This window comes from Stenotrophomonas sp. 220_Sma (assembly GCF_056487375.1).
The window spans coordinates 674831-698530 of sequence record NZ_CM151348.1 but is presented as its reverse complement, the minus strand read 5'-3'; the positions used below and the strand labels follow the sequence as shown (position 1 = coordinate 698530).

Sequence of the window (23700 nt, the reverse complement as noted above, 5' to 3'; positions counted from 1 at the left end):
ACCTACCAGTGCGCAGCCTTGCCAGCACTACCATGGTGCGTGACTGATGCCTTCGATCATCACCCATGCCGCTGTGCCGCTGGCGCTGTGGTGCGCCGCTGATCGTGGCCGCATCCCACCGCGCCTGCTGGCGGCCGGTGTGATCGCTGCGATGCTGCCCGATGCCGACGTGCTGGCCTTTGCACTGCATATTCCCTACGCCGATGCGTTCGGACATCGCGGTGCCAGCCATTCGTTGCTGTTTGCCGGCGTGCTGGCGGCGGTGGCCGCGGTGTTGGCGTTCTTCGGTAGCCGCCGATCCTGGTCGGCACCACACAGCTCCGGTAGTCGCCGACCTTGGTCAGCGCTTCTGTGCCAACCAAGGTTGGCACCTACCGAAGAGGCAATGGCACGCTCTGGTAGCAGCCAACCTTGGTCGGCACCACACAGCTCCGGTAGTCGCCGACCTTGGTTGGCGGTTTCGTGCCAACCAAGGTTGGCACCCACCAAGGCAGGGCCAACGGTGACATCGACCGTACAAGCGGCGGTGTTCGTCTTCGTCTGCGCCGCCAGCCATCCGTTGCTGGATGCGATGACCTCCGGCGGCCTCGGCGTCGCCCTTGCCTGGCCATGGAGCGAACAACGCTTCTTCGCGCCGTGGCGACCCATCCGCGTTTCACCCTTCGCCCCGCAGTTCTTCAGCGCGCGGGGCGTGGCCACCCTGCTCTCTGAACTGCGCTGGGTGTGGCTGCCACTGGCTACCGCCGTTGTTGCCTGGAAACTGATCCAACCCGCTCCTGCTGCCCCACGAGATCCGTCATGAGTCCTGCCCTGCCTGCTGCACTGGTTGCCGAACTGTCCGCCCTGCTGGGCGCGGAGGGCTGGCGCATGGATGACGGCGCGCTGGAGGCGAACGCGCAGGACAACTCATGGCGTCACCAGCGTCCGGCGGCGGTGGCGCTGCCAGCCGACATCGAACAGGTGCAGGCTTTGGTGCGGGCCTGCCGTGCGCATGGCGTGGCCCTGGTCGCACGTGGCGCTGGTACCGGCACCACCGGCGCGGCGGTGCCGCTGCCCGGCAGTATCGTGCTGTCGTTCACCCGCATGGACCGCATCGTCGAGATCCGCGCCGGTGACCGTTGCGCGGTGGTGCAACCGGGCGTGCTCAACGGCGCCCTGCAGCAGGCGCTGGCCCCGCATGGTCTGTTCTGGGCACCGGACCCCTCCAGCGCCGAGATCTGCAGCATCGGTGGCAATCTTGCCTGCAATGCCGGTGGCCCGCGCGCAGTGAAGTACGGCACCAGCCGCGACAACGTGCTGGGCCTGGTTGCCGTTACCGGCACCGGCGACGTGATCCGCTGCGGCGGTGCCTACACCAAGGACGCCACCGGCTATGACCTCACGCATCTGCTGGTGGGCAGCGAAGGCACGCTGGCACTGATCGTAGAAGCCACGCTCAAACTGACCCCGTTGCCAGTCAGCCAGGCCGGCCTGCGTGTGCTGTACCGCGATGCCGATGCTGCTGCGGCCGCCGTGTCGCGGTTGATGTCGCAGCCGGTGGTACCCACCCGCCTGGAATTCATGGACGCTCGCAGCCTTGAGCTGCTACGTCTCAACGGTGCGGACGTACCCGAGGCTGGCGCGATGCTGCTGGTCGAAGCCGATGGTGACCACGACACCCTGCCCTACCTGCTGCAGGCGCTGGCCAGCGCCGCAGAGGGCGACGGCATGATCGAACTGGATGTGGCGATGGAAGGTCGTGCACGCGATCAGCTGTGGGCCGCACGCAAAGCGTTGTCGCCCGCACTGCGCAGCGTCGCGCCGGGCAAGATCAACGAAGACGTGGTGGTACCGGTGTCGCGCATTCCGGAACTGGTGGCCGGCGTGCAGGCACTGGCACGTGACTACGCACTCACCATCGTCACCTTCGGCCATGCCGGCAACGGCAACCTGCACGTCAACATCCTCTACCACCCGGATGATGCCGACGAGAACGCGCGCGCGCATGCCGCGCTGCCAAAGATCTTCGAGCTGACGCTGGCGTTGGGCGGCACGCTGTCGGGAGAACACGGCATTGGCCTGGCCAAGCGAGATTTCATGGCGAAGGCCTTCACCGCAGAAACGCTGGCGACGATGCGAGCGATCAAGGCCGCGCTGGACCCGGACGGCATCCTCAACCCCGGCAAGGTGCTGCCGCCGGTGTAGTGCCACTGCCAATGTGTTGACGACGACCCGCAGGAGCCCTCCCCAGCTGGAGGCGTCGCACTGTACCCGCTACGGACCTTCACGCTGCCAGCCGTCAACTGAAGCTCCATCCGGTGTCCAGTGTGCTTTGCAACTTGTTGCATGGGAAAACTGCTCCTTTGCCAGGACCATATCGCCAACAGCACCACACAGCTCTGACCCACGCCCGTCGTGAGCGCCAGCTGCCTGGTCCAGCGAGCCTGCAGTGACAGCACCATCGGCATCTCTGTGAGCCGTTGGCAACCGCCGAACGGGTTGGGTCGAAGCAACAGCGCCCACGCCCTGCGAACAAGGATGCCGAGATGTACAAGCCTCTCTATCCCCATGTCATCACCACTCTTGGCGAAGCCGCTGCGCGCCTGCCACATGACCTCGCGCCGATCCTGGAGCAGGCCCTGGCCGCGGTCAACGATGCGCGGTCGCTGGCAACGGTCACGTGTGAGTCCTGCCTGCAGCAGCGTCGCGGCAGGCAGCCGCAGGCTGACTGAGTACTGGATGTGCAGTTGCAGGCAGCTTAGCGACATTTGCAGAGCCGAGCCCATGCTCGGCTGCCATGGGGCACATCGCGATGAAAGCCGCGCTTCGCGCGTGAGCCGAGCGTAGGCTCGGCTCTGCAGCGTCGATGTCATCCAGCAACCGCGCACCGATACGGCAGCACCCGGTCATGCCCGGCGGTTTCAGTCGCGTGGCAGCGCCGGGCCATGCCCGGCGTCATCAATCAGACGAAGTGCTGGTATCCGCCGTCGGCGGCTTCGCCATCCACATGCACGCCCTGCCCTTCGGCAATGCGACCGATGCGGGTGAGCGGCACGTCCAGCGATTCGGCCAGGTAGTGCAGCGCGTCGCGCTGGTCGGCGGCGGCGGTGAAGCACAGTTCGTAGTCGTCGCCACCGCGCAGTGCGCAGTCGCGCGCGCCATCGCGGCCGAGCAGCTCACGCAGCGCGTGGGAGATCGGCAACGAATCGGCATCGACATGTGCGGCCACGTTGCTGCGCGTGGTGATGTGACCCAGATCGGCCAGCAGGCCATCGGACACATCCACCGCTGCGTGTGCGAACGCACGCAGGCGCAGGCCCAGGGTCACACGCGGCGTCGGCCGCAGCAGACGCAGGCGCAGGCTTTCGTAGTCGGCCAGCAGCGTGGCGGTGGCGATGCTCAGCGCAGCTTGCTGCCACAGGCGCAGCGCGCCAGCGGCATCGCCGAGCGTGCCGCTCACCCAGATGTCATCGCCCACCTGCGCGCGGTCGCGACGCAGCGCCTGGCCACGTCCCACCTGGCCCATCGCGGTCACCGACAGCGACAACGGACCACGCGTGGTGTCACCGCCGATCAACGCGATGTCGTGCTGATCGGCCAGGGCGAAAAAGCCATCGGCGAACGCATCGATCCAGTCTTCGGAGGCTTCCGGCAGCGACAACGCCAGCGTGCACCACGCCGGGCGCGCGCCCATCGCAGCCAGGTCCGACAGGTTGACCGCCAGGGTCTTCCAGCCGATGTCGAAGGCCGGGGTTTCCACCGGGAAGTGCACGCCGCTGTTGAGCGTGTCGGCAGTGACCACCAGTTGCTCATTGGCACGCGGCTGCAGCAGCGCAGCGTCGTCGCCGATGCCGAGCAGGATGTCGTCGCGCTCGAGGGTGCGGGCGCGGATGCGGTCAATGAGGGCGAATTCGGCCAGGGACATGGGGCGCTCCCGCTGTTGTACGTGCCGCGCAGGGCGCGGTGGGCGGTAGTGCCGGCCGCTGGCCGGCAACCTCAGGATCCCTGCAGCTGCCGGCCAGCGGCCGGCACTACCACAGGTGGGTCAGTGACCCGATTCGACCTTCCGCCATTCCACGGCGGCACGATCCAGCACGCCGTTGACGTAGGTATGGCCATGCTCGGAACCGAAGCGCTTGGCCGATTCGATGGCTTCGTTGATCACCACGCGGTACGGCACGTCCAGGCGGTAGCGCAGCTCGTAGGCGGCCAGGCGCAGCACCGCGCGTTCGATCGCGTCCACTTCTTCGATGCCACGGTCCAGGTACGGGCCGAGCGCTTCGTCGATGTCGCGGCGGTTGTCGAGCACGCCGTGCAGCAGCGCTTCGAAGTACGCCAGGTCGGCGATTTCGCGGGCCTGCTCGTGGGCGAACTGGGCGATCAGCGACTGGGCGTTGCCGCCGGAGATCTGCCAGGCGTAGATGGCCTGCACGGCACGACGGCGGGCGCGCGAGCGCAGCACCGGATCGACGCCATCACGGCGGACGGGTTTACCGGAGGGCTTGCCCTGGGTGTTCTTGTTCATGGCAGCTGCTCCAGAAGATTGACCATTTCCAATGCGGCGAGTGCGACTTCCTCGCCCTTGTTGCCGTGGCTGCCGCCTGCGCGGGCCTCGGCGTCTTCAACGCGTTCCACCGCCAGCACGCCGTTCAGGACCGGCACGCCGAAGTCCAGCTGCACGCGCATCAGGCCCTCGGCGCAGCGATCGGCCACATGCTCGTAGTGACGGGTATCGCCACGGATCACGCAGCCCAGGGTAAGGATGGCGGCGTGTTCGTGGGCGGCGGCCAGGCGCGCGGCCACCAGCGGCAGTTCCCAGGCACCCGGCACGCGGATCACGTCGATGTTGGCTTCGGTGATGCCGTTGCCGGCCAGGCTCTGGCGGGCGCCAGCGACCAGCGTGTCGGTGATGCGGGCATTCCAGCGGCTGGCCAGGATGGCGAAGCGCGCCGATTCGGGAGTGCGAAGATCGCCTTCGAAGTGGCTCATATGCGGCTTGGGGGACTCGATAAGGGGGTAATTCTAGCGTGGATGGGCCCCGGCCGTGGCCGATGGGGGCCCGGTGGGTGCCGACCAACGGTCGCCACCCACCGGTAGTGCCGGCCGCTGGCCGGCAATCACGGGGACTGCGGTTGCCGGCAAGCGGCCGGCACCACCCATTACAGGGTCACCGTCTCCACCACTTCGAGGCCGTACCCGGCCAGGCCGATCTGGCGGCGCGGGGTGCCCAGTACGCGCAGCTTGCCCAGGCCCAGGTCGGACAGGATCTGCGCGCCAGCACCATTGCGGCGCCACTGACTCACGTCCTTATCCTTGCCCGGCACCACCGGCGCCGGCTGCTGCCGCAGGCGGGCCAGCAGGGCCTCGCCGTCGCGCGGGGCCGACAGCACCACCATCACGCCGGCGCCTTCGGCATCGATCGCGCGCAGGGCATCGGTGGCAGCCACGCCGAAGTCATCGCGGCGCCAGTGCAGCAGGTCGGCCAGCGGGTTTTCCACCTGCACGCGCACCAGGGTCGGCGTTTCGGCATCCGAGGTGCCGCGCACCAGGGCGAAATGCACGTCGTGGGCGATGCGATCGCGGTAGGTGACCAGCTTGAACGGGCCGAACTCGGTCTCGATCTCGCGCTCGTCCACACGCTCGACGGTCTTTTCGGTGGCCAGGCGGTAGGCGATCAGGTCGGCGATGGAGCCCATCTTCAGACCGTGCTCGCGGGCGAACACTTCCAGTTCCGGGCGGCGTGCCATGCTGCCATCCGGGTTCAGGATCTCCACCAGCACGCCGGCCGGTTCCAGCCCGGCCAGCATGGCCATGTCCACGGCCGCCTCGGTGTGGCCGGCGCGGGTCAGCACGCCGCCCGGCTGAGCGATCAGCGGGAAGATGTGGCCCGGCTGGTGCAGGTCCGACGGCTTGGCGTTGGGCTTCACCGCGGTACGGATGGTATGCGCGCGGTCATGCGCCGAGATGCCGGTGGTGACGCCCTCGGCGGCCTCGATGCTGACCGTGAAATTGGTCTGGAACTGCGCGGTATTGGCCTGCACCATCGGCGCCAGGCCGAGATCGGCGGCGCGGGTGCGGTTCAGCGGCAGGCACACCAGGCCACGGCCATGGGTGACCATGAAGTTGATGTCGCTGGCCTTGACCAGCTCGGCGGCCATGATCAGGTCGCCTTCGTTCTCGCGGTCTTCGTCATCGACGATGACGACCATGCGGCCCAGGCGGATGTCTTCCAGGATCTCCGGAATCGGGGCGAAATTCATGCTGCATCTCCATGCGGGTGCTGACCGTTGGCCGGCACACTGATCAGGCGCTCCACGTATCGGGCGACCAGGTCGATTTCAAGGTTGACCGCACTGCCCACGCCCGCGGCGGAGAAGGCGGTGTTGGCCACCGTGTGCGGGATCAGGGCGACTTCGAAGCCCTCATCATCCACTTCGTTGACGGTGAGGCTGACGCCGTCCACGCAGATCGAGCCCTTCTTGGCGATGTAGCGGCGCAGCGAGGCCGGCGCTGCGAATCGCCAACGCTGGGCACGCGCGTCTTCGTGGATGGACAGCACCTGGCCGAGGCCATCGACGTGGCCGCTGACCAGATGGCCGCCGAGGCGGTCGGTCGGGCGCATCGCGCGTTCCAGGTTGATGACCGCACCCTCGCCCAGCTGGCCCAGCGTGGTCAGGCCAAGGGTCTCGGTGGAGGCATCGGCCTGGAAGCTGCTGGCGTCGAACGCAATGACGGTAAGGCAGACGCCGTTGATGGCGATGCTCTCGCCCATCTGCACGTTGTCGAACGGCAGGTTCCCGACGTTGAAGGTGAAGCGGACATCGCCGCCGATGGATTCGCGTGCGGCCAGACGGCCGACGCCTTCGATGATTCCAGTAAACAAGTAACGTTCTCCGCGAAAAGTGAGCGAAAAACGCCGCAAGGCAAACAGGCGCACGCAGGGCATGAGCCCTGTGGCACCGTCTTCTTTCATCCGGACTATGACCGTCGGCTCCGGCATTGGACCGGATCTGCTGACCCCCGGCCGTGGGCCGGGGCGCTCGCGGGCTCGTGCTTGCGCACCTACCGCCGGTGGGGAGTTGCACCCCGCCCTGAAGACGTTTGTGTACCGGCGAACCGGCGTGGCTAGTGTACCAGCCCGTGCTGAACGGGGTCGGATGCCACAGCTGTGACGGCCGTCGCTCGCAATTTGTAAAACTTTCATTAAAATTCTGCCCCGGACGACATGAGGTCGCCACGGGCAGCCCGCTGGGCATGCCCGCCAAAGGACTGAAATTCACAGGAATTCCCATGCGCAAGATGCTGATCGTGGCCGCCCTGCTGGCCGCCGCCCCGCTCTCGGCTTCGGCCGACGCCCTGAGCTACACCTACGTTGAAGGCGGTTGGACGCAGGTCAAGGTTGACGACAACGCACTGGACGACCCGAAGGTCGACGGCGGCTACCTGCGTGGCTCCGTGGCCATCGCCGAACAGGTCTACGTGTTTGGTGGCTGGTCGCGCACCAGCAAGACCTATCACTACAGCGACGGTTCGCTGAAGGTTGAACTGAATCAGCCGGAGCTGGGCATCGGCTACCACATGCCGTGGACCGACCGCGTCGACTTCACCGCCGACATCGCCTGGGTGCGCCAGAACGCTGAGCTGACCGATCGTTATGACGGCTACAGCGACCGCTACAAGGACCACACCAACCTGGCCCGCGCCACCATGGGCATCCGCGGCAAGCCGTCGCGCATGACCGAAGCCTGGGCCAAGGCCGGTTACATGGACGGCGGCAACAACTACAAGGGCACCTGGGTCGGCACCATCGGTGGCCAGATCAACTTCACCAGGACCTGGGGTCTGGTGGGCGAGATCTCCGGCTACCGCGACGTCACCCAGTACTCGGCCGGCGTCCGCGCCAGCTTCTGATCCAGCGATCGCTCCTCGTCGTGCGATCGAACGGGCCCCGCAAGGGGCCCGTTTTTTTGGCCGGCATACACGACCTCGTGACCCCATCGCGCCATCGAAAGTCCACGCAGATGCGCTAGGCTTGCGCGCCTCTGGAACAGGAAAACACCGTCATGAAGACCCCCACCCGTACTCTGCTGGCCAGCATGCTGTTGTGCGCCCCGCTGATCGCCACGGCCGCCCCGGCCACGCTATCGCCCGAACAGGCGTTCGACCTGTATGCACGCACCCTGCTGGAAGACGACGCGACCGCCACGCGCGCGCTCAACGACGCACTGAAACCGGCATTCGAAGGCCAGGACGCTGTGACCCCGAACCCGGGTGCGCTGGCCAAGGCATTGGCCGAACCCTGGCAGACCGTACTGGCCAGCACCGGCGCCAAGGTAGACGCTGCAGCCACCGAAGCGCTGTATGCCAAGGCGCTGCGTGATTCGAAGTGCCGCGCGACCAAGAGCGTGATCGAAGACAACGAATACGTTGAAGACCAGAAGCTGGCGCGGATCACCTACAGCTGCCAGCTGCCCGACCTGGGCAAGGTGCGCCCGCTGTTCGCCGCCAGCCTCGCATCCGATGCCAGCCCGGCCTCGCGCAAGCAGTTCACCGATGCCTACACCCAGGCGCTGCAGAGTGGCGCGCGCGTGCCGGTCAGCGGCACCTTCACCCTGTACCCGGCCAAGGACAACGGCTACTGGTACAGCGGCAACTTCGATGACCTGGTGGGCACCGTGGCCGGTGCGCTGGCACCGTTCGAGGACTGGATGCAGGACGCGCAGGCGGCCAACGCGCCGAAGGTGACCGGCGTACCGGGCTGCGACCTGTTGCTGCAGCAGCATCGTGCCTGCGTGGCGAAGGTCGCACCGGACCAGATCAGCGGCGTGGACGCCATGGCCGAGGAACTGAAGGCCAAGGCCCAGGTGCAGTCGGCCGATGAGATGACGCAGGAGTGCAAGGCACTGCGCCCGATCGCCGAGATGATGTGGACCGACGAGTGCGCGTGAGCCGCGTGTAGAGTCGAGCCCACGCTCGGCTCTCGGTCGCGGATGACGACTGCACCCGCACTTTCAGAACCGTTGCATGGCCCTGCGTGGCCTGCATGGTCAATGCTGTTGCCCTCTTCCATCGGGGCAACCGCATGAAACACCGCACGACGTCGACCATGGTCATGTTGCTGACGCTGCTGGCGCTTGTGGCGTGCGGGCAAGCCAAAGCTCCCAAGTCCAGGATTACGACCTTCTCGGTCATCCCAGCGGTTGCCTTCGAGTCAACCCTGCTGAGCGACCGGCAGCTGGATGCGTGGATGAGCAAAGACGACGACTGTCACGCGTTCCTGATGTACCACGATCAGTGTGCCGTGTTGGTATTGCCGCATGAGTACGACGACGGGTTTACCCGTCACCAGTTGCGATTGAAGGCGAAGAACCTGCCGGGCGAGGCACTGGGCGCGTACTGCCGCAACCTGCATGCGCTGTGGAAGCAGCAGTGGAAGGGCCAGTGCCCCATCGGCGAAGAAGACGACGAGGATGCCTGACGGCAAGGGCGTCGCCCCTGCTTCGCGTCATTCCCTCAAGGGCGCAGCAGCAGCCTGATGTCCTCACCGACCTGACGCTGGTCAACCACACGCAGGCGACGCTGCTGGTCCATGGCATCGATGCCGAGGCCGGCCAGCAGCGGGCGACCGGTATCGCCCAGCAGCGTGGGAGCTTGATAGAGCAGAAGCTCATCGACCCAGCCGCCGCGCAGCAGTGCCCCAGCCAGGGTCGCGCCGGCTTCGGTATGCACTTCGTTGATGCCGCGCTCGGCCAGCAGCGCCAGCACCGCGCCCAGATCCAACCGCCCATCAACGCAGGGTACGCTGGCGAATTCGGCGTCGGCCGCGTCCGGTGCGCTCACTGCAGCGTCATGCAGGTACAACGTCGATGCTCCGCCCTCGCGCACACGGCTGCATTCGAGCGAACGCAGGCGCGAATCCAGCACCACGCGCAGTGGTGGCATCACCTCGGTATCGGCCAGGCGCACGGTCAGCATCGGATCATCAGCCAGCACCGTGTCGGCGCCGGTGAGGATCGCACCCGCACGCGCGCGCCAGTGCTGCACGTCTTCGCGCGCGGCCGGCCCGGTGATCCACTTGGAACTGCCATCGGCCATCGCGGTGCGACCGTCGAGGCTGGCGGCCAGCTTCACCCGCAGCCACGGCCGGTTGCGCTCCACACGCGACAGGAAGCCCTTGTTGATCTCGCGTGCCTGCGCCGCCATCAGCCCTTCGGCGACCTCGATGCCGGCGTTGCGCAGCAGATCGAAGCCACCCCCATCGACCTTCGGGAATGGATCGCGCATGGCCGCGACCACGCGCGACACGCCCGCTTCGATCAGGGCCAGCGCACACGGCGGCGTACGACCGTAGTGTGCGCAGGGTTCCAGCGTGACGTAGGCGGTGGCACCACGTGCCTCGCTGCCGGCCTCGCGCAGCGCGAACACTTCGGCGTGCGGTCCACCGGCGCGCTGGTGCCAGCCCTGCCCGACCACACGTTCGCCGTGGGCGATGACGCAGCCGACCATCGGGTTGGGGCGGGTGGTATAGGCGGCACGCTCGGCCAAGCGCAGTGCGTTGGCCATGTGCAGGTGGTCGAGAACGGAGAACGGGGTGGTCATGCGGCCATGGTAGCGCCGTTGGTGTGGATCCACGCCATCAGTGCCAACCAACGGTTGGCACCCACCAGTGGATGTGCCTTCGGCGCCAACCAAGGTTGGCACCCACCAAGGCAGAGGCGGTCAGCCCTTCTTCTTCTTGGTCAGGGCGATCACATCGCCCAGCAGCTGCAGCTGTTCGGTACTGGAGGGCAGATCGCGCTCCAGCTTCTCGATCTCCTCACGGAAATCGGCCACGTCCTCGAAGCTGCGGTACACCGAGGCAAAGCGCACATAGCCCACATGATCGAGCTTGCGCAGTTCGTTCATGACGAACTCGCCGACCTTGATCGAGGGCACTTCGCGCTCGCCGCTGATGCGCAGCTGGTGGACCACGGCGCGTACCGCCGCCTCGATCTTGTCTTCGGCCACCGCACGCTTCTGCAGCGCGCGGTCGAAGCCGGCGCGGACCTTGCGCTGGTCGAATGCCTCGCGGGTGCCATCGCTCTTGACGATGGCAGGCAGTTTCAACTCCACCGTTTCCATGGTGCTGAAGCGCTCGCCACAGGCTTCGCATTCACGCCGACGACGGATCGTCGCGCCGTCTTCGGAGACGCGCGAGTCGATGACCCGGGTATCGGCATGTTGGCAGAAGGGGCAGTGCATGGAACGCCTGGCTCAGGAAAGTACCTATTGCCACGGTCATGGCAGCGTCGCAAAGGTACCTGAGAAAGGGCCCCGCAGCAAATGCTGTCTGCGCGGAAGTGCCTGCATTTCGGCCGAACAGAGCCTCCAGCGCGGTCAGCGCTGCGCGTTCAACCGGGTGCCGGCGGCGCCGAGGCCGCGCGCGCCCAACGCAGCCACGCCAGATGCCCTGTCATCACCAGCAGCGGCGGGCCGAACCCGAGGAAGGCCAGGGTCGTGATCTCTCCGCGCTTGAAGGTGAAGTACAGCGTGGCGGCGACCACGCCCAGCGCGGCCAGGCTTCCCAGCGCCAGGCCTATCCAGGCGACAACCGGCGATTGGCGCAGGCCGGTAACACCGCGCCACAGGAACAGGCCGCTCAGCCACAACCACGACAGCAGGCCGATGATCCCGGCCGACGACCACAACAGCAGGATCCTGTGCTCGTCGCCCGTCAGGTACTTGCCATCCCATACGACCATCAGACCCAGCACGGCACACGTGCCTCCGGCGGCCACCGTGGGCAGGCCCACCAACAGGCCGGCAATGGCCATCCAGCGTTTGTGCAGACGCTCATCCATGCGTTCAGTTTCCTTCCCTGGGCCGCATCATGCGCGGCGTTTGATCCACACCAGCATCGCAGCCGGCACCAGCATCGACGGGCCCAACAGCAACAAGCCGATGCCTTCGCCGTGCACGGCGATGCCCCACCACAGCGCCAGCCCCAGCGGGGGCAAGGCGGCGAGACCGCCCGCCAGCAGCATCCACCACCAGAGGCGGTGCACGTGCAGCCCGGCACGCCCCTGCAGCAGAAAACCCGCGCTGAGCCACAACCAGGCCAGGCAGCCGGCAATGCCAGCCAGGCCCCACAGCGGCATCACCGTCACCGAGGCCAGGGTGCCATGACCGAACTGGCCCAGCCCCATCAGCAGCAGCATCGTCGCCGCCGCGCCGCCCATCGCCAGGCTGGGCAGGCCGAACAGCACCGCCAGCGCGGTGTACAGGTACTTGAGGTGGCGCTCATCCATGCGCGGTTGCTCCGATACCGGGGTCAGAGCCCTTCCCTGCGGGAAGGGATCCGACCCCTGCTTCGATCCGGGCTTCGGGGTCGGATCCCTTTCCGTCAGGAAAGGGCTCTGACCCCTGCTGCGATCAGCCGTAGACCGGGTACTTGCGGCACTGCGCGCTGACGGCGTCGCGCACGCGGGCGATGACGGCGTCATCGTTCGGTGCGTCGAGCACGTCGGCGATCCAGTTGGCCAGGTCCACGCAGTCCTGTTCGACGTAACCACGGGTGGTCACCGCCGGGGTGCCCAGGCGCAGGCCCGAGGTCACGAACGGCGAACGCGGGTCGTTCGGCACCGAGTTCTTGTTGACGGTGATGTGGGCCTTGCCCAGCGCGGCTTCCGCGTCCTTGCCGGACACGTCCTTGCCGATCATGTCGACCAGCATCAGGTGGTTCTGGGTGCCACCGGAGACGATCTTGTAGCCGCGCGCGATCAGCGTGTTGGCCATCGCCTGGGCGTTCTTCACCACCTGCTGCTGGTAGGCCTTGAAGCCCGGTTCCAGCGCTTCCTTGAAGGCCACGGCCTTGCCGGCGATGACGTGCATCAGCGGGCCGCCCTGGATGCCCGGGAACACGATCGACTGCAGCTTCTTGACCAGGTCTTCGTCGGCGCCTTTGGCGACGATGATGCCGCCGCGCGGACCGCGCAGGGTCTTGTGGGTGGTCGAGGTGACCACGTGCGCGTGTTCCAGCGGGCTCGGGTAGACGCCTGCGGCGACCAGACCGGCGACGTGGGCCATGTCGACGAACAGGTAGGCACCGACCTTGTCGGCGATGGCGCGGAAGCGCGCCCAGTCGATCACCTGCGAGTAGGCCGAGAAGCCGGCCACGACCATCTTCGGCTTGTGCTCCAGGGCCAGGCGCTCGACTTCGTCGTAATCGATCAGGCCCTGGTCGTTCACACCGTACTGCACGGCGTTGAACAGCTTGCCCGAGGCATTGACCTTGGCACCGTGGGTGAGGTGGCCGCCGTGGGCCAGGCTCATGCCGAGGATGGTGTCACCCGGCTGCAGCAGGGCGAAGTACACGGCCTGGTTGGCCTGCGAGCCGCTGTGCGGCTGCACGTTGGCGTAGTCGGCGCCGAACAGCTGCTTGAGGCGGTCGATCGCCAGCTGCTCGGCGATGTCCACGTATTCGCAGCCACCGTAGTAGCGCTTGCCCGGGTAGCCTTCGGCGTACTTGTTGGTCAGCTGGCTGCCCTGGGCTTCCATCACCGCCGGGCTGGTGTAGTTCTCGCTGGCGATCAGCTCGACGTGGTCTTCCTGGCGCTGGGTTTCAGCGGCGATGGCCTTGGCCAGTTCGGGATCGTAGGATTCGATGCGGACGTCACGCGGGAACATCGGGTACTCCAGCAGGCAGGGAAAAGGGGTACGGCTCAGCCCCCGATTGTAGCCCCGCACCGGGCCTGCCGGGGCCGAAACGGACGGGGCCGGCATCCCCGAAGGAATCCGGCCCCGTATGGTTTCGAGTGGCGTTGCGGGGGCAGAGCCCTTTGCGCTGCAAAGGGATCCGACCCCGACTGCGATCCTCAGCGGCTGCTGAGCACGTACTGGGCGATCACACCGGTGGCGATGGCAACCAGCAGCATGTTGCCGCGGTCATCGCGGATCCACTGGTGGCCATAGGGCGGGCGGCGCAGGTGGTAGCGCGGGTAGTCGTTCACCACGTAGACCGGGCCACGGTAGTAGTCGCGGTAGCGATGGCCGACCTTCCAGCCGTAGCCCGGGCCATAGGCCGGGCGGTACACCACACGCGGCGGTGCCGGGCGGTAATAGCGGTCATGGTCGCGGTGCCACTCGCGGCGATCCTGGCGGTAGTCGCGCCGGGCCTCGCGGCGGTCGCGCTCCCAGTCACGGCGATCCTGGCGCCACTCGCGGCGGTCCTCGCGCCACTCGCGGCGATCATGGTCGCGGCGATGGTCGTTGTCGGCGAAGGCCGGGGCCACGGCGCCGAGCGCCAGCACAGAGGCCACGGCGCCGGCCATTACTCGATTGATGCGCATGTCAGACCTCTGCATGGATGGGTGGTGAACCCATATTGCGCACCCGATCTGAACCGTTTCCGGCTGGAAACGCTTCCCGCTGCAGGACTGTGACGAGGTATTCAGGCCGCGGCCAGCCCGGCAGCCCCTTCCAGGCGCGGCCCGGAACCGGTTCCGGCTATAATTGGCGGTATTCCATTTCAGTCTGTGCCCGCTGCCGCAACGGGATGTTCCCGTGACGGGTCGGGTGCAGGGCCGCGCCTACGGAGACCGCATGTCCTCGCAATACATCTACACCATGAACCGCGTGTCCAAGGTGGTCCCGCCCAAGCGGCAGATCATCAAGGACATCTCGCTGTCCTTCTTCCCGGGCGCGAAGATCGGCCTGCTGGGCCTGAACGGCGCCGGCAAGTCCACCGTGCTGAAGATCATGGCCGGCGTGGACACCGATTTCGAGGGCGAAGCCCGCCCGCAGCCGGGCATCAAGGTCGGCTACCTGGCGCAGGAACCGGAGCTGGACCCGACCAAGACCGTGCGTGAAGCGGTCGAGGAAGGCGTGGGCGAAGTGCTGCAGGCCCAGGCCGCGCTGGACGCGGTGTACCTGGCCTACGCCGAGGAAGGTGCCGACTTCGATGCGCTGGCCAAGGAGCAGGAACGCCTGGAGGCGATCCTGGCCGCTGGCGACGCGCACACCCTGGAAAACCAGCTGGACGTGGCCGCCGATGCGCTGCGCCTGCCGCCGTGGGATGCCATCGTCGGCAAGCTGTCCGGTGGTGAGAAGCGCCGCGTGGCGCTGTGCCGCCTGCTGCTGCAGAAGCCGGACATGCTGCTGCTCGACGAACCGACCAACCACCTCGACGCCGAGTCGGTGGAATGGCTGGAACAGTTCCTGGCGCGCTACACCGGCACCGTGGTGGCGGTCACCCATGATCGCTACTTCCTGGACAACGCCGCCGAGTGGATCCTGGAACTGGACCGCGGCCGCGGCATTCCGTGGAAGGGCAACTACACCGACTGGCTGACCCAGAAGGATGAGCGCCTGAAGCAGGAAGACAACCAGGAAAAGGCCCGCCAGAAGGCGATCCAGAAGGAACTGGAGTGGTCGCGCCAGAACGCCAAGGGCGGCCGCACCAAGGGCAAGGCCCGTCTGGCCCGCCTGGAAGAGCTGCAGTCGGTCGATTACCAGAAGCGCAACGAGACCAATGAAATCTTCATCCCGCCGGGCGAGCGCCTGGGCAACGCGGTGATGGAGTTCAAGAACGTCTCGAAGAAGTTCGGCGACCGCCTGCTGTTCGACAACCTGAACTTCCTGGTGCCGGCCGGCGCCATCGTCGGCATCATCGGCCCGAACGGTGCCGGTAAGTCGACCCTGTTCAAGATGATCACCGGCCAGGAAAAGCCGGATACCGGCGAGATCGTGGTCGGCCCGACCGTGAAGCTGTCCTACGTGGACCAGAGCCGCGACGCGCTGGAAGGCAACCACAACGTCTTCCAGGAAATCGCTGGCGGCCTAGACATCCTCAACATCAACGGCATCGAGATCCAGTCGCGCGCCTACATCGGCCGCTTCAACTTCAAGGGCCAGGACCAGCAGAAGATGGTCGGTTCGCTGTCCGGTGGTGAGCGTGGCCGCCTGCACATGGCCAAGACCCTGCTGCAGGGTGGCAACGTGCTGCTGCTCGACGAACCGTCCAACGACCTGGACATCGAAACCCTGCGTGCGCTGGAAGATGCGCTGCTGGAGTTCCCGGGCAACACCTTCGTCATTTCGCATGACCGCTGGTTCCTGGATCGCATCGCGACCCACATCCTGGCGTTCGAAGGCGACTCGCACGTGGAGTTCTTCCAGGGCAACTACCGCGAGTACGAAGAAGACAAGCGCCGCCGCATGGGCGATGACGCTGCGCCGAAGCGCCTGCGCTTCAAGGCGCTGAAGTAAGGCAACAGGAAAGGCCGCGCTCGCGCGGCCTTTCTCCTTTTGCAATGTGTACCGACCATGCATGCCGGCCAGCGGCCGGCATCTACCCATGAGCGACCCCATGTCCCTGTTCGAGCGCCTGTTCCAGCTGCAGCAGCACGGCACCACCGTGCGCACCGAGCTGCTGGCCGGTGTCACCACCTTCCTGACGATGTCCTACATCGTCTTCGTCAATCCCGAGATTCTCGGCACCACCGGCATGGATGCGGGCGCGGTGTTCGTGGCCACCTGCCTGGCTGCTGCACTGGGTTCGGCGGTGATGGCGCTGGCCGCCAACTTCCCGGTCGGCATGGCGCCTGGCATGGGCCTGAACGCGTTCTTCGCCTTCACCGTGGTCGGCGCTGCCGGCCTGCCGTGGCAGCAGGCACTGGGCGCGGTGTTCATCTCCGGCCTGGTGTTCCTGGTGCTGTCGCTGACTGGCGTGCGTGCATGGCTGGTGTCGGGCATTCCTTCGTCGCTGCGCTCGGCCATCGTGGCCGGCATCGGCCTGTTCCTGGCGATCATCGCGCTGCAGAAGTCCGGCGTGATCGTCGGCAATGAAGACACGCTGGTGGCGCTGGGCCCGTTGAACACCGCGCCGCCGCTGCTGGCGCTGGCGGGTTTCCTGCTGATCGCGGTGCTGGAAGCGCGCCGCATCCGCGGTGCGATCCTGATCGGCATCCTGGCGGTAACCGGCGCCGGCTGGGCACTGGGCGACGTGCAGTACCAGGGCCTGGTCTCGCTGCCGCCGAGCCTGGCACCGACCTTCCTGCAGCTGGACCTGCCGGGCCTGCTGCACCACGACGGCGGTGCGCCGATCGCGGTGCTGCTGCAGGTGGTGCTGGTCTTCGTGCTGGTGGAAGTGTTCGATGCCACCGGCACCCTGTATGGCGTGGTCGGTCGCGCCGGCCTGCTGAAGCTGCCGGGCGCGCAGAAGCGTTTCGGCCGCGCCCTGCTGGCCGACAGCACCGCCATCGTGGCGGGTTCGATGCTGGGCACCAGCAGCACCACTGCCTTCGCTGAAAGCGCCTCGGGCGTGCAGGTGGGCGGCCGTACCGGCCTGACCGCGCTGGTGGTGTCGGCGCTGTTCCTGGCCGCGCTGCTGTTCTCGCCATTGGCGGCGATGGTGCCCAGCTATGCCACCGCACCCGCCTTGCTGTTCGTGGCTGGCCTGATGCTGCGCGAACTGGTGGAAGTGGACTGGAGCGACCTGACCGAATCGGTGCCGGCGGCACTGTGCGCGCTGGCGATGCCGTTCACCTACTCCATCGCCAATGGCCTGGCGTTTGGCTTCATCGCCTACGCCGCGCTGAAGGCTGGTACCGGCCGCTGGCGCGAAGTGCATCCGGCGGTGTGGCTGGTGGCGGTGCTGTTCACCCTGCGCTACGCGTTGGAATAAGCGGTTGGTGATGCCGGCCAGCGGCCGGCGCTACCGGGCGCTGGTTCACCTGCCGCGCACGGTGCTTTGGGATGATGCGGGCATGCCACCGCCAGTCCTTCCTGCTGATCCGTCCTCGCCGTTGCGCCGCTGGCTGCTGCGTGCGGCAGTGCTGGCGCCATTGGCCGGTACGCTCGCCACCCTGCCCGGCTGCTCGCTGCCGGTGCAGGTGGATGGCACCTTCCTGCAGCCCTGGCGCAGCCACCTGCAGTGGGGCCTGGCCGACTGTCAGCGATCCTTGAAGCTTGCACGTACGCTGGGCTGCAGGCAGCTGGTGCTGCAATGGACCGGCATCGTCGGTGGCAGTGACGGCGACTGGTCATTGCCCGACGGCAGCCTGCAGCAGCTGTTCACCGCTGCCAGCGAGAACGACATCCGCATCCGCGTCGGCCTGCCCTTCCAGCAGCGCTGGTGGCAGGCCATCGGCGCAGACGACGCAACGCTGCAGGCCTTCCTGGCCGAGAGCCTGGCGCACGCACGCAGCTGGTTGGCACAGGCACCCTGGGCGCAGCAGCCGGCCTTCGGGGGCTGGTACCTGCCCTACGAGCTGGAGCAGTACCACTGGGCCGATCCGGCCCGCCAGCAATGGCTGGCGCAGTGGCTGCACGGGCTGGTGCAGGCCGCCAGCGCACGCGGTGGCGACTGCGCGATGTCCTGCTACTTCAGCCGCCTGCAGACCGATGGCAACCTGGTCACGCTGTGGCAGGCGGTGTTGGCACAGACCGCGCTGCGGCCCATGGTGCAGGACGGCGTGGGGGTGGCCGGCGCCGGCAACGTGCAGCAGCTGCAACCGCTGCTCGATCATCTCCATGCCAACGGCATCGGTTTCGATGCGATCGTTGAACTGTTCCGCGAACTGCCCGGCGGCCCCGCCGACGGCAGCGGATTCAAGGGCGAAACGGCCGATGCCGCACGCATCCAGCGGCAGTTGGCATGGGCACGCGACAGCGGCGCACAGCACGTGCTGGTCTATGCATTGGAGCCATGGCTGACCCAGGACACACCGCAGGCCGCAGCGCTGCGGCGACGCTGGGGCCTGCCTCAGTAGTAGAGGATGGCGGTGGCGAACAGGCCCTTGGCACGCTGCGTATCACCGCCGCCGATGGCGATGCGGTACTGCACGGTCAGGTCCAGGTAGGAACGCGGCGTGTTGTAGTGGTCCTCGCGGAACCAGTAACGCACGCCCACGCCTGGCCCTGCGCCAAGTGACCAGCTGCGCTGTGTATCGTTGAGCGCGAACGACTGCGCCGGGAACGGCGGATAACGGATGTCACGCACGCGCGAGCGCTGGTCCAGCCAATCGGCGCCAACCACGACATAGGGTGTCACCACCCAGTGCGTCTGCCCGGCACCGAAACGGAAGCTGCGCCCGGCGCGCAGTTCACCGGCAGCGAACCACTGTTCGCGATGCAGGCGCCCGTTGGCGTCGCCGATCCGCCGCACCGGCGTGCCGTTGGCATCGAGCGCGTCGAGGGTGAAGGTGGCACCGTTGTCGTCCCAGGTATATCCCCCCTGCGCATAGCCACTGACCATCCACCACTGGTTCACATCGGTGCGCAGATCGGTGCCGTGGTAATAGCCGTAGGTCAGGTAGGACATCCAGCCGCCGGAACCGCTGGCCAAGCGGTAGCGCGCCAGCGTGCTGGCTTCCAGTGGCCGGTTCAGTGCCAGCTGCAGGCGGCACTGCACGGCCGCCGATGCGGGGTAGACCTCACCCTGGCGGGTTGCGCTGCCGAGGAACTGGCGGCGCTCGATGCCGGCGCTCAGACCGGTCTGGCCAAACGCGTAGCGCAGGCCGAACGAGGCGATGGTGGACGGCCAGCCGGTGGTGGAGCGCGAATGACTGAGGCGCTCGGCGCGTGCACGCGCATCCGGCGTTGATTCGCCGGTGCACGGATCCACCGCACGGATCGACTCGTAGGTGCCACCCTCGTCGTACAGCGTGTTGAGCAGGCGTGCGTAGAGCTCCAGCGTGCCATGCTGGTCATTGAACGCTGGTGGCCGCCAGAACGCTTCCAGCGTACTGAACACCGAATCGCCGGGCGTACTGATCGCCGCACCGCCGACATTGGTTGCGGCCTGGCGCGCACCCCGGAAACCCGCCGAGGCGACCACGCCCCACTCGCGTGAATAGTTGGCGATGGCATTGCGCACGTTGTAGCGCTGATGCTCATCCAGCGGCAGCTCACCGACGTCGGCGCGGTCGATGGCGCTACGCAGCAGTGACACCGCCTGTGGATGATCGCCGTTGGCTGCGCTGGCGTAGGCCTGGTCCAGCACCACGCTTTTCGGTGCCTTGCCGGTGGCCTCGGCGGCACGGAAGTCGGCCAGTGCCTGCGCAGGTTCGTGCGCCTTCTGGTTGAGGTAGCCGCGCTGCATCAGCGCCTCCGCATCGTCAGGACGCTGTGCCAGTGCCGCATCCAGGCGCTGCCGTGCTTCGTCCTGCTGTGCGCGGTTGCCCGCTGCCAGCGTGGTGGTCAGCAGGGCTTGCAGGTTCGCGTCGTCCGGTGCGAGTTGCACGGCCTGCCGTGCCTCACCGATGGCATCGGTGTAATCCTGGCGCGCGTAGGCAGCATAGGCACGCTGTGCGGCACCGCCGTCGCCCTGCAGGTCGGCCGGCATCAACTCGCAGACATTGCCTGTGTCGCCCGACTGGCAGTGCTGGAACGGCACCGGATAGGTCTGCGCGCTCATACGCGGAAGCTCGCGACTGGAGCGGATCGCCCGGCTGCGTTGCTCGATGCCCTGCTGCAGAAGCTGCCGTGTCCGTGCATCGCCTTCAGCTGGCAGTACCGCCGCCTGCAACGGTGCCAGCAGTGCAGCTGCGCGTATCCGATCACCTGCGGCCAGCGCTGCATCCACCGCCAGCAGACGCACGTTGCGCTGCTGCATGGATGACCCGGGCGTGGCGAGTGCCGCATCGAAATCCTCATTGGCCCGCAGTGAACTGCCCTGGCGCTGGCGCAGGTAGCCGCGCATCACCCGTGCATTGAGATCCTGGCCGTCGGCCTGCAACGCCTGATCAGCACTGTGCTCAGCGTCGGCCAGCTGATCGCCCTGCAGCTGTGCGGTCATCAATAGCAGCCGGTATGAAGCCACGTCGGGGGCCAGGTCCACGGCGGCGTGCGCCTGCTCAATGGCGGCGGCATCCTCACCTGCGGACAGCGATTGATAGGCCTGCTGGGCCTGCCGCAGGGCGCGTTGGCGGTCCAGTGCCACGCGCCGCGCGCGTAGCGCCTCGACATTCGGTGCGCCCAACCGCAGCGCGGTGCTGATGGCGGCGTCGGCCTGTTCGGGCTGTTGCTGTGCCTCCAGTGCCGCCACCCACAGCAGGGCCCATGCGCCCTGTTTCGGCTGCTGTCGGAACGCCTGCTCGGCCTTGCTGGCCGCCTCTCCCATCCGCCCGGCGTCATAGGCCGCGTACGCCTCGGTGGCCAGCGCGTAGGCCTGCTGCCTGCTGCGGTCTGCGGCGCTGCCGACCGGACGCGATGGGGATGTCGTGCGCGCACCTTCGCCTCCGGTTGCCGCGCTACGTGCAGCGGTGGCAGCCGCCAGCGCCGGCAAGGCCGGATCTTTCATCCCCGCGTCCAGCGCACGCCGCGCCTGCTGCTGCGCTTCTGCGCCACGACCGAGCTTCTGCAGCGCATAGATCTGCAGCAGGCGCAGCCGCACCACATCCGGGCGCAGCCGGATCGCTTCAGTGGACTGCTGGTACGCCGCTCGGTAGTCGCCCCGTTCATAGGCGGCAAACGCCTGCTCGGCGATGCGGTAGGCCGCACCGGACAATGGCAGCGGCGCATCGGCCTGTGCCAGTACCGGTGCGGTGGCTGTAGCCAGCGCGACAGCAATGACGGTGGACAGCAGCGTGGTCTTCATGCCGGCAAGGCTCCGGGAGGCGGTGACTGCAGCGCGGCCGCACGTCGACGCTGCTCCTGCATGGCCTGGGCCACGGCCTCCTCGGTGGTGATGCCCTGCTTGACCAGGTAATCGCCGATGCGGCCGTCGCGCTGCGGCATGTAGTCATCCAGTGCGATCTCGAACCGCGCGTGGTCGATCAAGCGCATCTCCACCAGCAGGTCGCCCAGCAGCGGCACGTTGTCCAGGTGCCACTGCCGGTCGCCGCCGATCAGGCGCAGGCCCGCGTTGATTTCGCTTTCGCGGGCGATGCTCTGTTCGACGTGCTCACTGCGGGTTTCCTGCTTCAGCAGCGCCAACGCCTCTTCGGGCAATGGGCTGGCGACGGCCAGCCGCAGGGTGCCTTGCTGGCGCGGTGGCAGCGGCAGCATGCGCCATTGCACGCAGGCATCGGCACTGACCGGGAACTGGCAGGCGCGCAGGTAGTCCACGTCGATGACCGCGCGTGGCAGGTCGCCCTGGAAGGCGATCGCCTCGGCCAGCGTTTCATCATCCAGCCAGCCCTGGGTGAGCAGGATGCGGCCCAACGGCTGCTGGCGGCCTGCCTGCTGCTGATCCAGCGCCTGCTGCAGGCGTTCGGGTTCCACCGCCTGCCAGGTGGTCAACAGCTCACCGAGCTGCTTGCGGGTCTGCACCAGCTGCGCCGCATCCGGGAAGTCGTGCATGGTCTTGTCCCAGACCATGCGCTTGCCGAACAGCAGGTAGGCCAGGAACACCTTCCACGCGCGTGCGGTGGCCATGAAATTGATCATGTTGCCGACCACCATGCGAGGGATCGACATCAGCGCATGCTCCCAGCCATACAGCCGGTTGACGAAGTAGAAGCGCTGCACGACGCGAGTGGCCAGCGCCGCCGTGGTCAGCAGCGCCACGTTCATCTGCCAGGTACCGGCCTGGAACACGCTGGGAAACTGCATCGTCCACAGCCCGGTCATCTTCAACAGCCAGAACAGCAGCAGCTGCAGGAAGATGACGTAGGCGATGATGCTGACGAACGAGGTGATGATGCCCTTGCGGTCGCGCGCCAGCAGGTACTTGGTGGCCAGCGAGCCGCGCCAGCCCAGCGACTCCCAGCTCTGCAGGCCGATGCCCAGCACCCACCGCGCCTTCTGCCGGTACGATGCGCGGAAGTTGTCGGGGAAGTACTCGCGCACGCACAGCGCCATCTGCTGGGTGCGCTCGCGTACCGGGCCCCAGCCGAACCAGGACGGGCGACGCACGCGGAACTGCACCGGGAAGCGGGCGAAGATCGACTGCATCCCCATCGCCGCCAGCCGCGCACCGACGTCGTAGTCCTCGGTGAGGCTGTCGGTGTTGAAGGGCTGGTTGTCGGTCTGCGCGCTCAACGCCAGCAGCGCGCGCCGCGAGAAGCAGGTACCGACACCGGCCGACGGCACCATGCCGGAAACACTTTCGCGCACCACCAGATCCTTGGCATGCCATTCGGCGAACTCGTCCATGTAGACGCCGGCCACCAGTTCGTACCACTCGCGGTCCAGCGAGGTGACCGGCAACTGGATCATGTCCTTGCGCGGCAGCAGGTAGTTGTAGAAGCGCAGTTCCATCGGGTGCAGCACGTCCTCGCTGTCGTGCAGGATCACCCCGGCGAACTCGATGTCGTGGCGCTTCTCGTAATCGAAGATGGCCAGGATCAGCCAGTTCAGGCAGTCGGCCTTGCTGGTCGGCCCGTCATGCGGCACTTCCACGCGGCGCAGGCGCTTGTAGCGGCGGCGCATGCGCTCCACTTCGTCGATGGTCTGCTGGTCATTGGGATAGGTGCCGACGAACACGACGTACTCGCGGTAGTCGAGTACGTTGATCATGTTCTCCACCATCTGCGCGATGACGTCGTACTCCATCCACGCCGGCACCATGATCGCCAGCGGCTGTTGCGGCCGCTGCAGCAGGTCTTCCTGGGTCAGTGGCCGGTACGCCTCGCGACGCTTGATGGTGAGCGCCCGCCAGCTCTCGCGCACCCAATACCAGACATCGATGAACAGGTCATCGAGGCTGGAGATCAGGATCAGCACGGCCACCGCCGCCGCCGTGGTTTCCAGGGCAGCGTAGTAGTTGGCCAGCTGGATGTTCCAGAACAGACCGTCCAC

General features: G+C 67.0%; 22 protein-coding genes and 1 riboswitch. Of the genes, 9 read left to right on the top strand and 13 right to left on the bottom strand.

What is annotated here, in order from left to right; translation table 11 throughout:
• Positions 1-46 precede the first annotated feature (46 nt).
• The 3 genes from ACZLIB_RS03240 (at position 47) to ACZLIB_RS03230 (ending at position 2711) form a co-directional block, all read left to right on the top strand.
• Complete coding sequence (locus tag ACZLIB_RS03240) at positions 47-802, top strand: metal-dependent hydrolase (protein ID WP_478469161.1); 756 nt, start codon at positions 47-49, stop codon at positions 800-802.
• On the top strand, positions 799-2184 hold the full coding sequence (locus ACZLIB_RS03235) for an FAD-binding oxidoreductase (RefSeq protein ID WP_478465306.1): 1386 nt from the start codon (positions 799-801) through the stop codon (positions 2182-2184). Before ACZLIB_RS03240 ends, ACZLIB_RS03235 begins: the two co-directional genes overlap by 4 nt.
• Before the next feature lie 341 nt (positions 2185-2525).
• The gene (locus ACZLIB_RS03230; RefSeq protein ID WP_032128040.1) at positions 2526-2711 is read left to right on the top strand and encodes a hypothetical protein; all 186 of its coding nucleotides are present in this window, start codon (positions 2526-2528) and stop codon (positions 2709-2711) included.
• A gap of 230 nt (positions 2712-2941) precedes the next feature.
• Here the strand turns inward: ACZLIB_RS03230 and thiL are convergent, their stop codons facing one another.
• From thiL to ACZLIB_RS03205, 5 genes are all read right to left on the bottom strand, one after another.
• Positions 2942-3904 (bottom strand): thiamine-phosphate kinase, encoded by a 963-nt coding sequence (thiL, locus tag ACZLIB_RS03225; protein ID WP_080355242.1) that lies wholly within the window; start codon positions 3902-3904, stop codon positions 2942-2944.
• A gap of 120 nt (positions 3905-4024) precedes the next feature.
• Positions 4025-4504, bottom strand: coding sequence for a transcription antitermination factor NusB (gene nusB / locus ACZLIB_RS03220; RefSeq protein WP_005408062.1), 480 nt, complete (start codon positions 4502-4504; stop codon positions 4025-4027).
• On the bottom strand, positions 4501-4968 hold the full coding sequence (gene ribH / locus ACZLIB_RS03215) for a 6,7-dimethyl-8-ribityllumazine synthase (RefSeq protein WP_005408061.1): 468 nt from the start codon (positions 4966-4968) through the stop codon (positions 4501-4503). Before ribH ends, nusB begins: the two co-directional genes overlap by 4 nt.
• A 170-nt stretch (positions 4969-5138) precedes the next feature.
• Positions 5139-6239, bottom strand: coding sequence for a 3,4-dihydroxy-2-butanone-4-phosphate synthase (gene ribB, locus ACZLIB_RS03210; RefSeq protein ID WP_478469160.1), 1101 nt, complete (start codon positions 6237-6239; stop codon positions 5139-5141).
• Positions 6236-6862, bottom strand: a complete 627-nt coding sequence (locus ACZLIB_RS03205; RefSeq protein ID WP_065722764.1) for a riboflavin synthase — start codon at positions 6860-6862, stop codon at positions 6236-6238. The genes ribB and ACZLIB_RS03205 overlap by 4 nt, the downstream gene beginning before the upstream one ends.
• A 74-nt stretch (positions 6863-6936) precedes the next feature.
• Positions 6937-7082, bottom strand: a riboswitch (FMN riboswitch).
• 187 nt (positions 7083-7269) lie between these two features.
• Here ACZLIB_RS03205 and ACZLIB_RS03200 point away from each other — a divergent pair.
• The 3 genes from ACZLIB_RS03200 to ACZLIB_RS03190 all read left to right on the top strand — a co-directional run bounded on the left by ACZLIB_RS03200 (position 7270) and on the right by ACZLIB_RS03190 (position 9457).
• A complete protein-coding gene (locus ACZLIB_RS03200; protein WP_032128042.1) occupies positions 7270-7890 on the top strand; it encodes a hypothetical protein in 621 nt (206 codons plus the stop codon).
• Between the two features lie 152 nt (positions 7891-8042).
• Positions 8043-8927 (top strand): hypothetical protein, encoded by an 885-nt coding sequence (locus tag ACZLIB_RS03195; protein WP_121504865.1) that lies wholly within the window; start codon positions 8043-8045, stop codon positions 8925-8927.
• A 95-nt stretch (positions 8928-9022) separates the two neighbouring features.
• Positions 9023-9457: a hypothetical protein gene (locus tag ACZLIB_RS03190; RefSeq protein WP_478469157.1), complete on the top strand. Its 435-nt coding sequence runs from the start codon at positions 9023-9025 to the stop codon at positions 9455-9457.
• A 35-nt stretch (positions 9458-9492) separates the two neighbouring features.
• On the opposite strand, the gene ribD is transcribed toward ACZLIB_RS03190, so the two are convergent.
• The 6 genes from ribD to ACZLIB_RS03160 all read right to left on the bottom strand — a co-directional run bounded on the left by ribD (position 9493) and on the right by ACZLIB_RS03160 (position 14306).
• On the bottom strand, positions 9493-10578 hold the full coding sequence (ribD, locus tag ACZLIB_RS03185; RefSeq protein WP_478469156.1) for a bifunctional diaminohydroxyphosphoribosylaminopyrimidine deaminase/5-amino-6-(5-phosphoribosylamino)uracil reductase RibD: 1086 nt from the start codon (positions 10576-10578) through the stop codon (positions 9493-9495).
• A 120-nt stretch (positions 10579-10698) separates the two neighbouring features.
• Positions 10699-11220 carry a transcriptional regulator NrdR gene (gene nrdR / locus ACZLIB_RS03180; RefSeq protein WP_004143350.1) on the bottom strand — a complete coding sequence of 174 codons (522 nt, stop codon included), beginning with the start codon at positions 11218-11220 and terminating at the stop codon, positions 10699-10701.
• A 149-nt stretch (positions 11221-11369) separates the two neighbouring features.
• Complete coding sequence (locus ACZLIB_RS03175; protein ID WP_478469154.1) at positions 11370-11819, bottom strand: hypothetical protein; 450 nt, start codon at positions 11817-11819, stop codon at positions 11370-11372.
• A gap of 27 nt (positions 11820-11846) precedes the next feature.
• Positions 11847-12266 carry a hypothetical protein gene (locus tag ACZLIB_RS03170; protein WP_153856276.1) on the bottom strand — a complete coding sequence of 140 codons (420 nt, stop codon included), beginning with the start codon at positions 12264-12266 and terminating at the stop codon, positions 11847-11849.
• Between the two features lie 124 nt (positions 12267-12390).
• The gene (glyA, locus tag ACZLIB_RS03165; RefSeq protein ID WP_010481990.1) at positions 12391-13644 is read right to left on the bottom strand and encodes a serine hydroxymethyltransferase; all 1254 of its coding nucleotides are present in this window, start codon (positions 13642-13644) and stop codon (positions 12391-12393) included.
• Between the two features lie 188 nt (positions 13645-13832).
• Positions 13833-14306 carry an RcnB family protein gene (locus tag ACZLIB_RS03160; protein WP_110711025.1) on the bottom strand — a complete coding sequence of 158 codons (474 nt, stop codon included), beginning with the start codon at positions 14304-14306 and terminating at the stop codon, positions 13833-13835.
• 253 nt (positions 14307-14559) lie between these two features.
• Between ACZLIB_RS03160 and ettA the strand changes: the two genes are divergently transcribed.
• The 3 genes from ettA (at position 14560) to ACZLIB_RS03145 (ending at position 18728) form a co-directional block, all read left to right on the top strand.
• Entirely contained in the window at positions 14560-16224 is a 1665-nt protein-coding gene (gene ettA, locus ACZLIB_RS03155; protein WP_014035954.1) for an energy-dependent translational throttle protein EttA, read from the top strand.
• 100 nt (positions 16225-16324) lie between these two features.
• On the top strand, positions 16325-17641 hold the full coding sequence (locus tag ACZLIB_RS03150; protein WP_005408048.1) for an NCS2 family permease: 1317 nt from the start codon (positions 16325-16327) through the stop codon (positions 17639-17641).
• 82 nt (positions 17642-17723) lie between these two features.
• Entirely contained in the window at positions 17724-18728 is a 1005-nt protein-coding gene (locus tag ACZLIB_RS03145; protein WP_478469153.1) for a DUF4434 domain-containing protein, read from the top strand.
• Here the strand turns inward: ACZLIB_RS03145 and ACZLIB_RS03140 are convergent.
• Both ACZLIB_RS03140 and ACZLIB_RS03135 read right to left on the bottom strand, forming a co-directional pair.
• Positions 18722-21556, bottom strand: coding sequence for an NfrA family protein (locus ACZLIB_RS03140; RefSeq protein WP_478469152.1), 2835 nt, complete (start codon positions 21554-21556; stop codon positions 18722-18724). The two genes, ACZLIB_RS03145 and ACZLIB_RS03140, sit on opposite strands and share 7 nt — an antisense overlap.
• Positions 21553-23700, bottom strand: a complete 2148-nt coding sequence (locus ACZLIB_RS03135; protein WP_329892193.1) for a glycosyl transferase family protein — start codon at positions 23698-23700, stop codon at positions 21553-21555. The genes ACZLIB_RS03140 and ACZLIB_RS03135 overlap by 4 nt, the downstream gene beginning before the upstream one ends.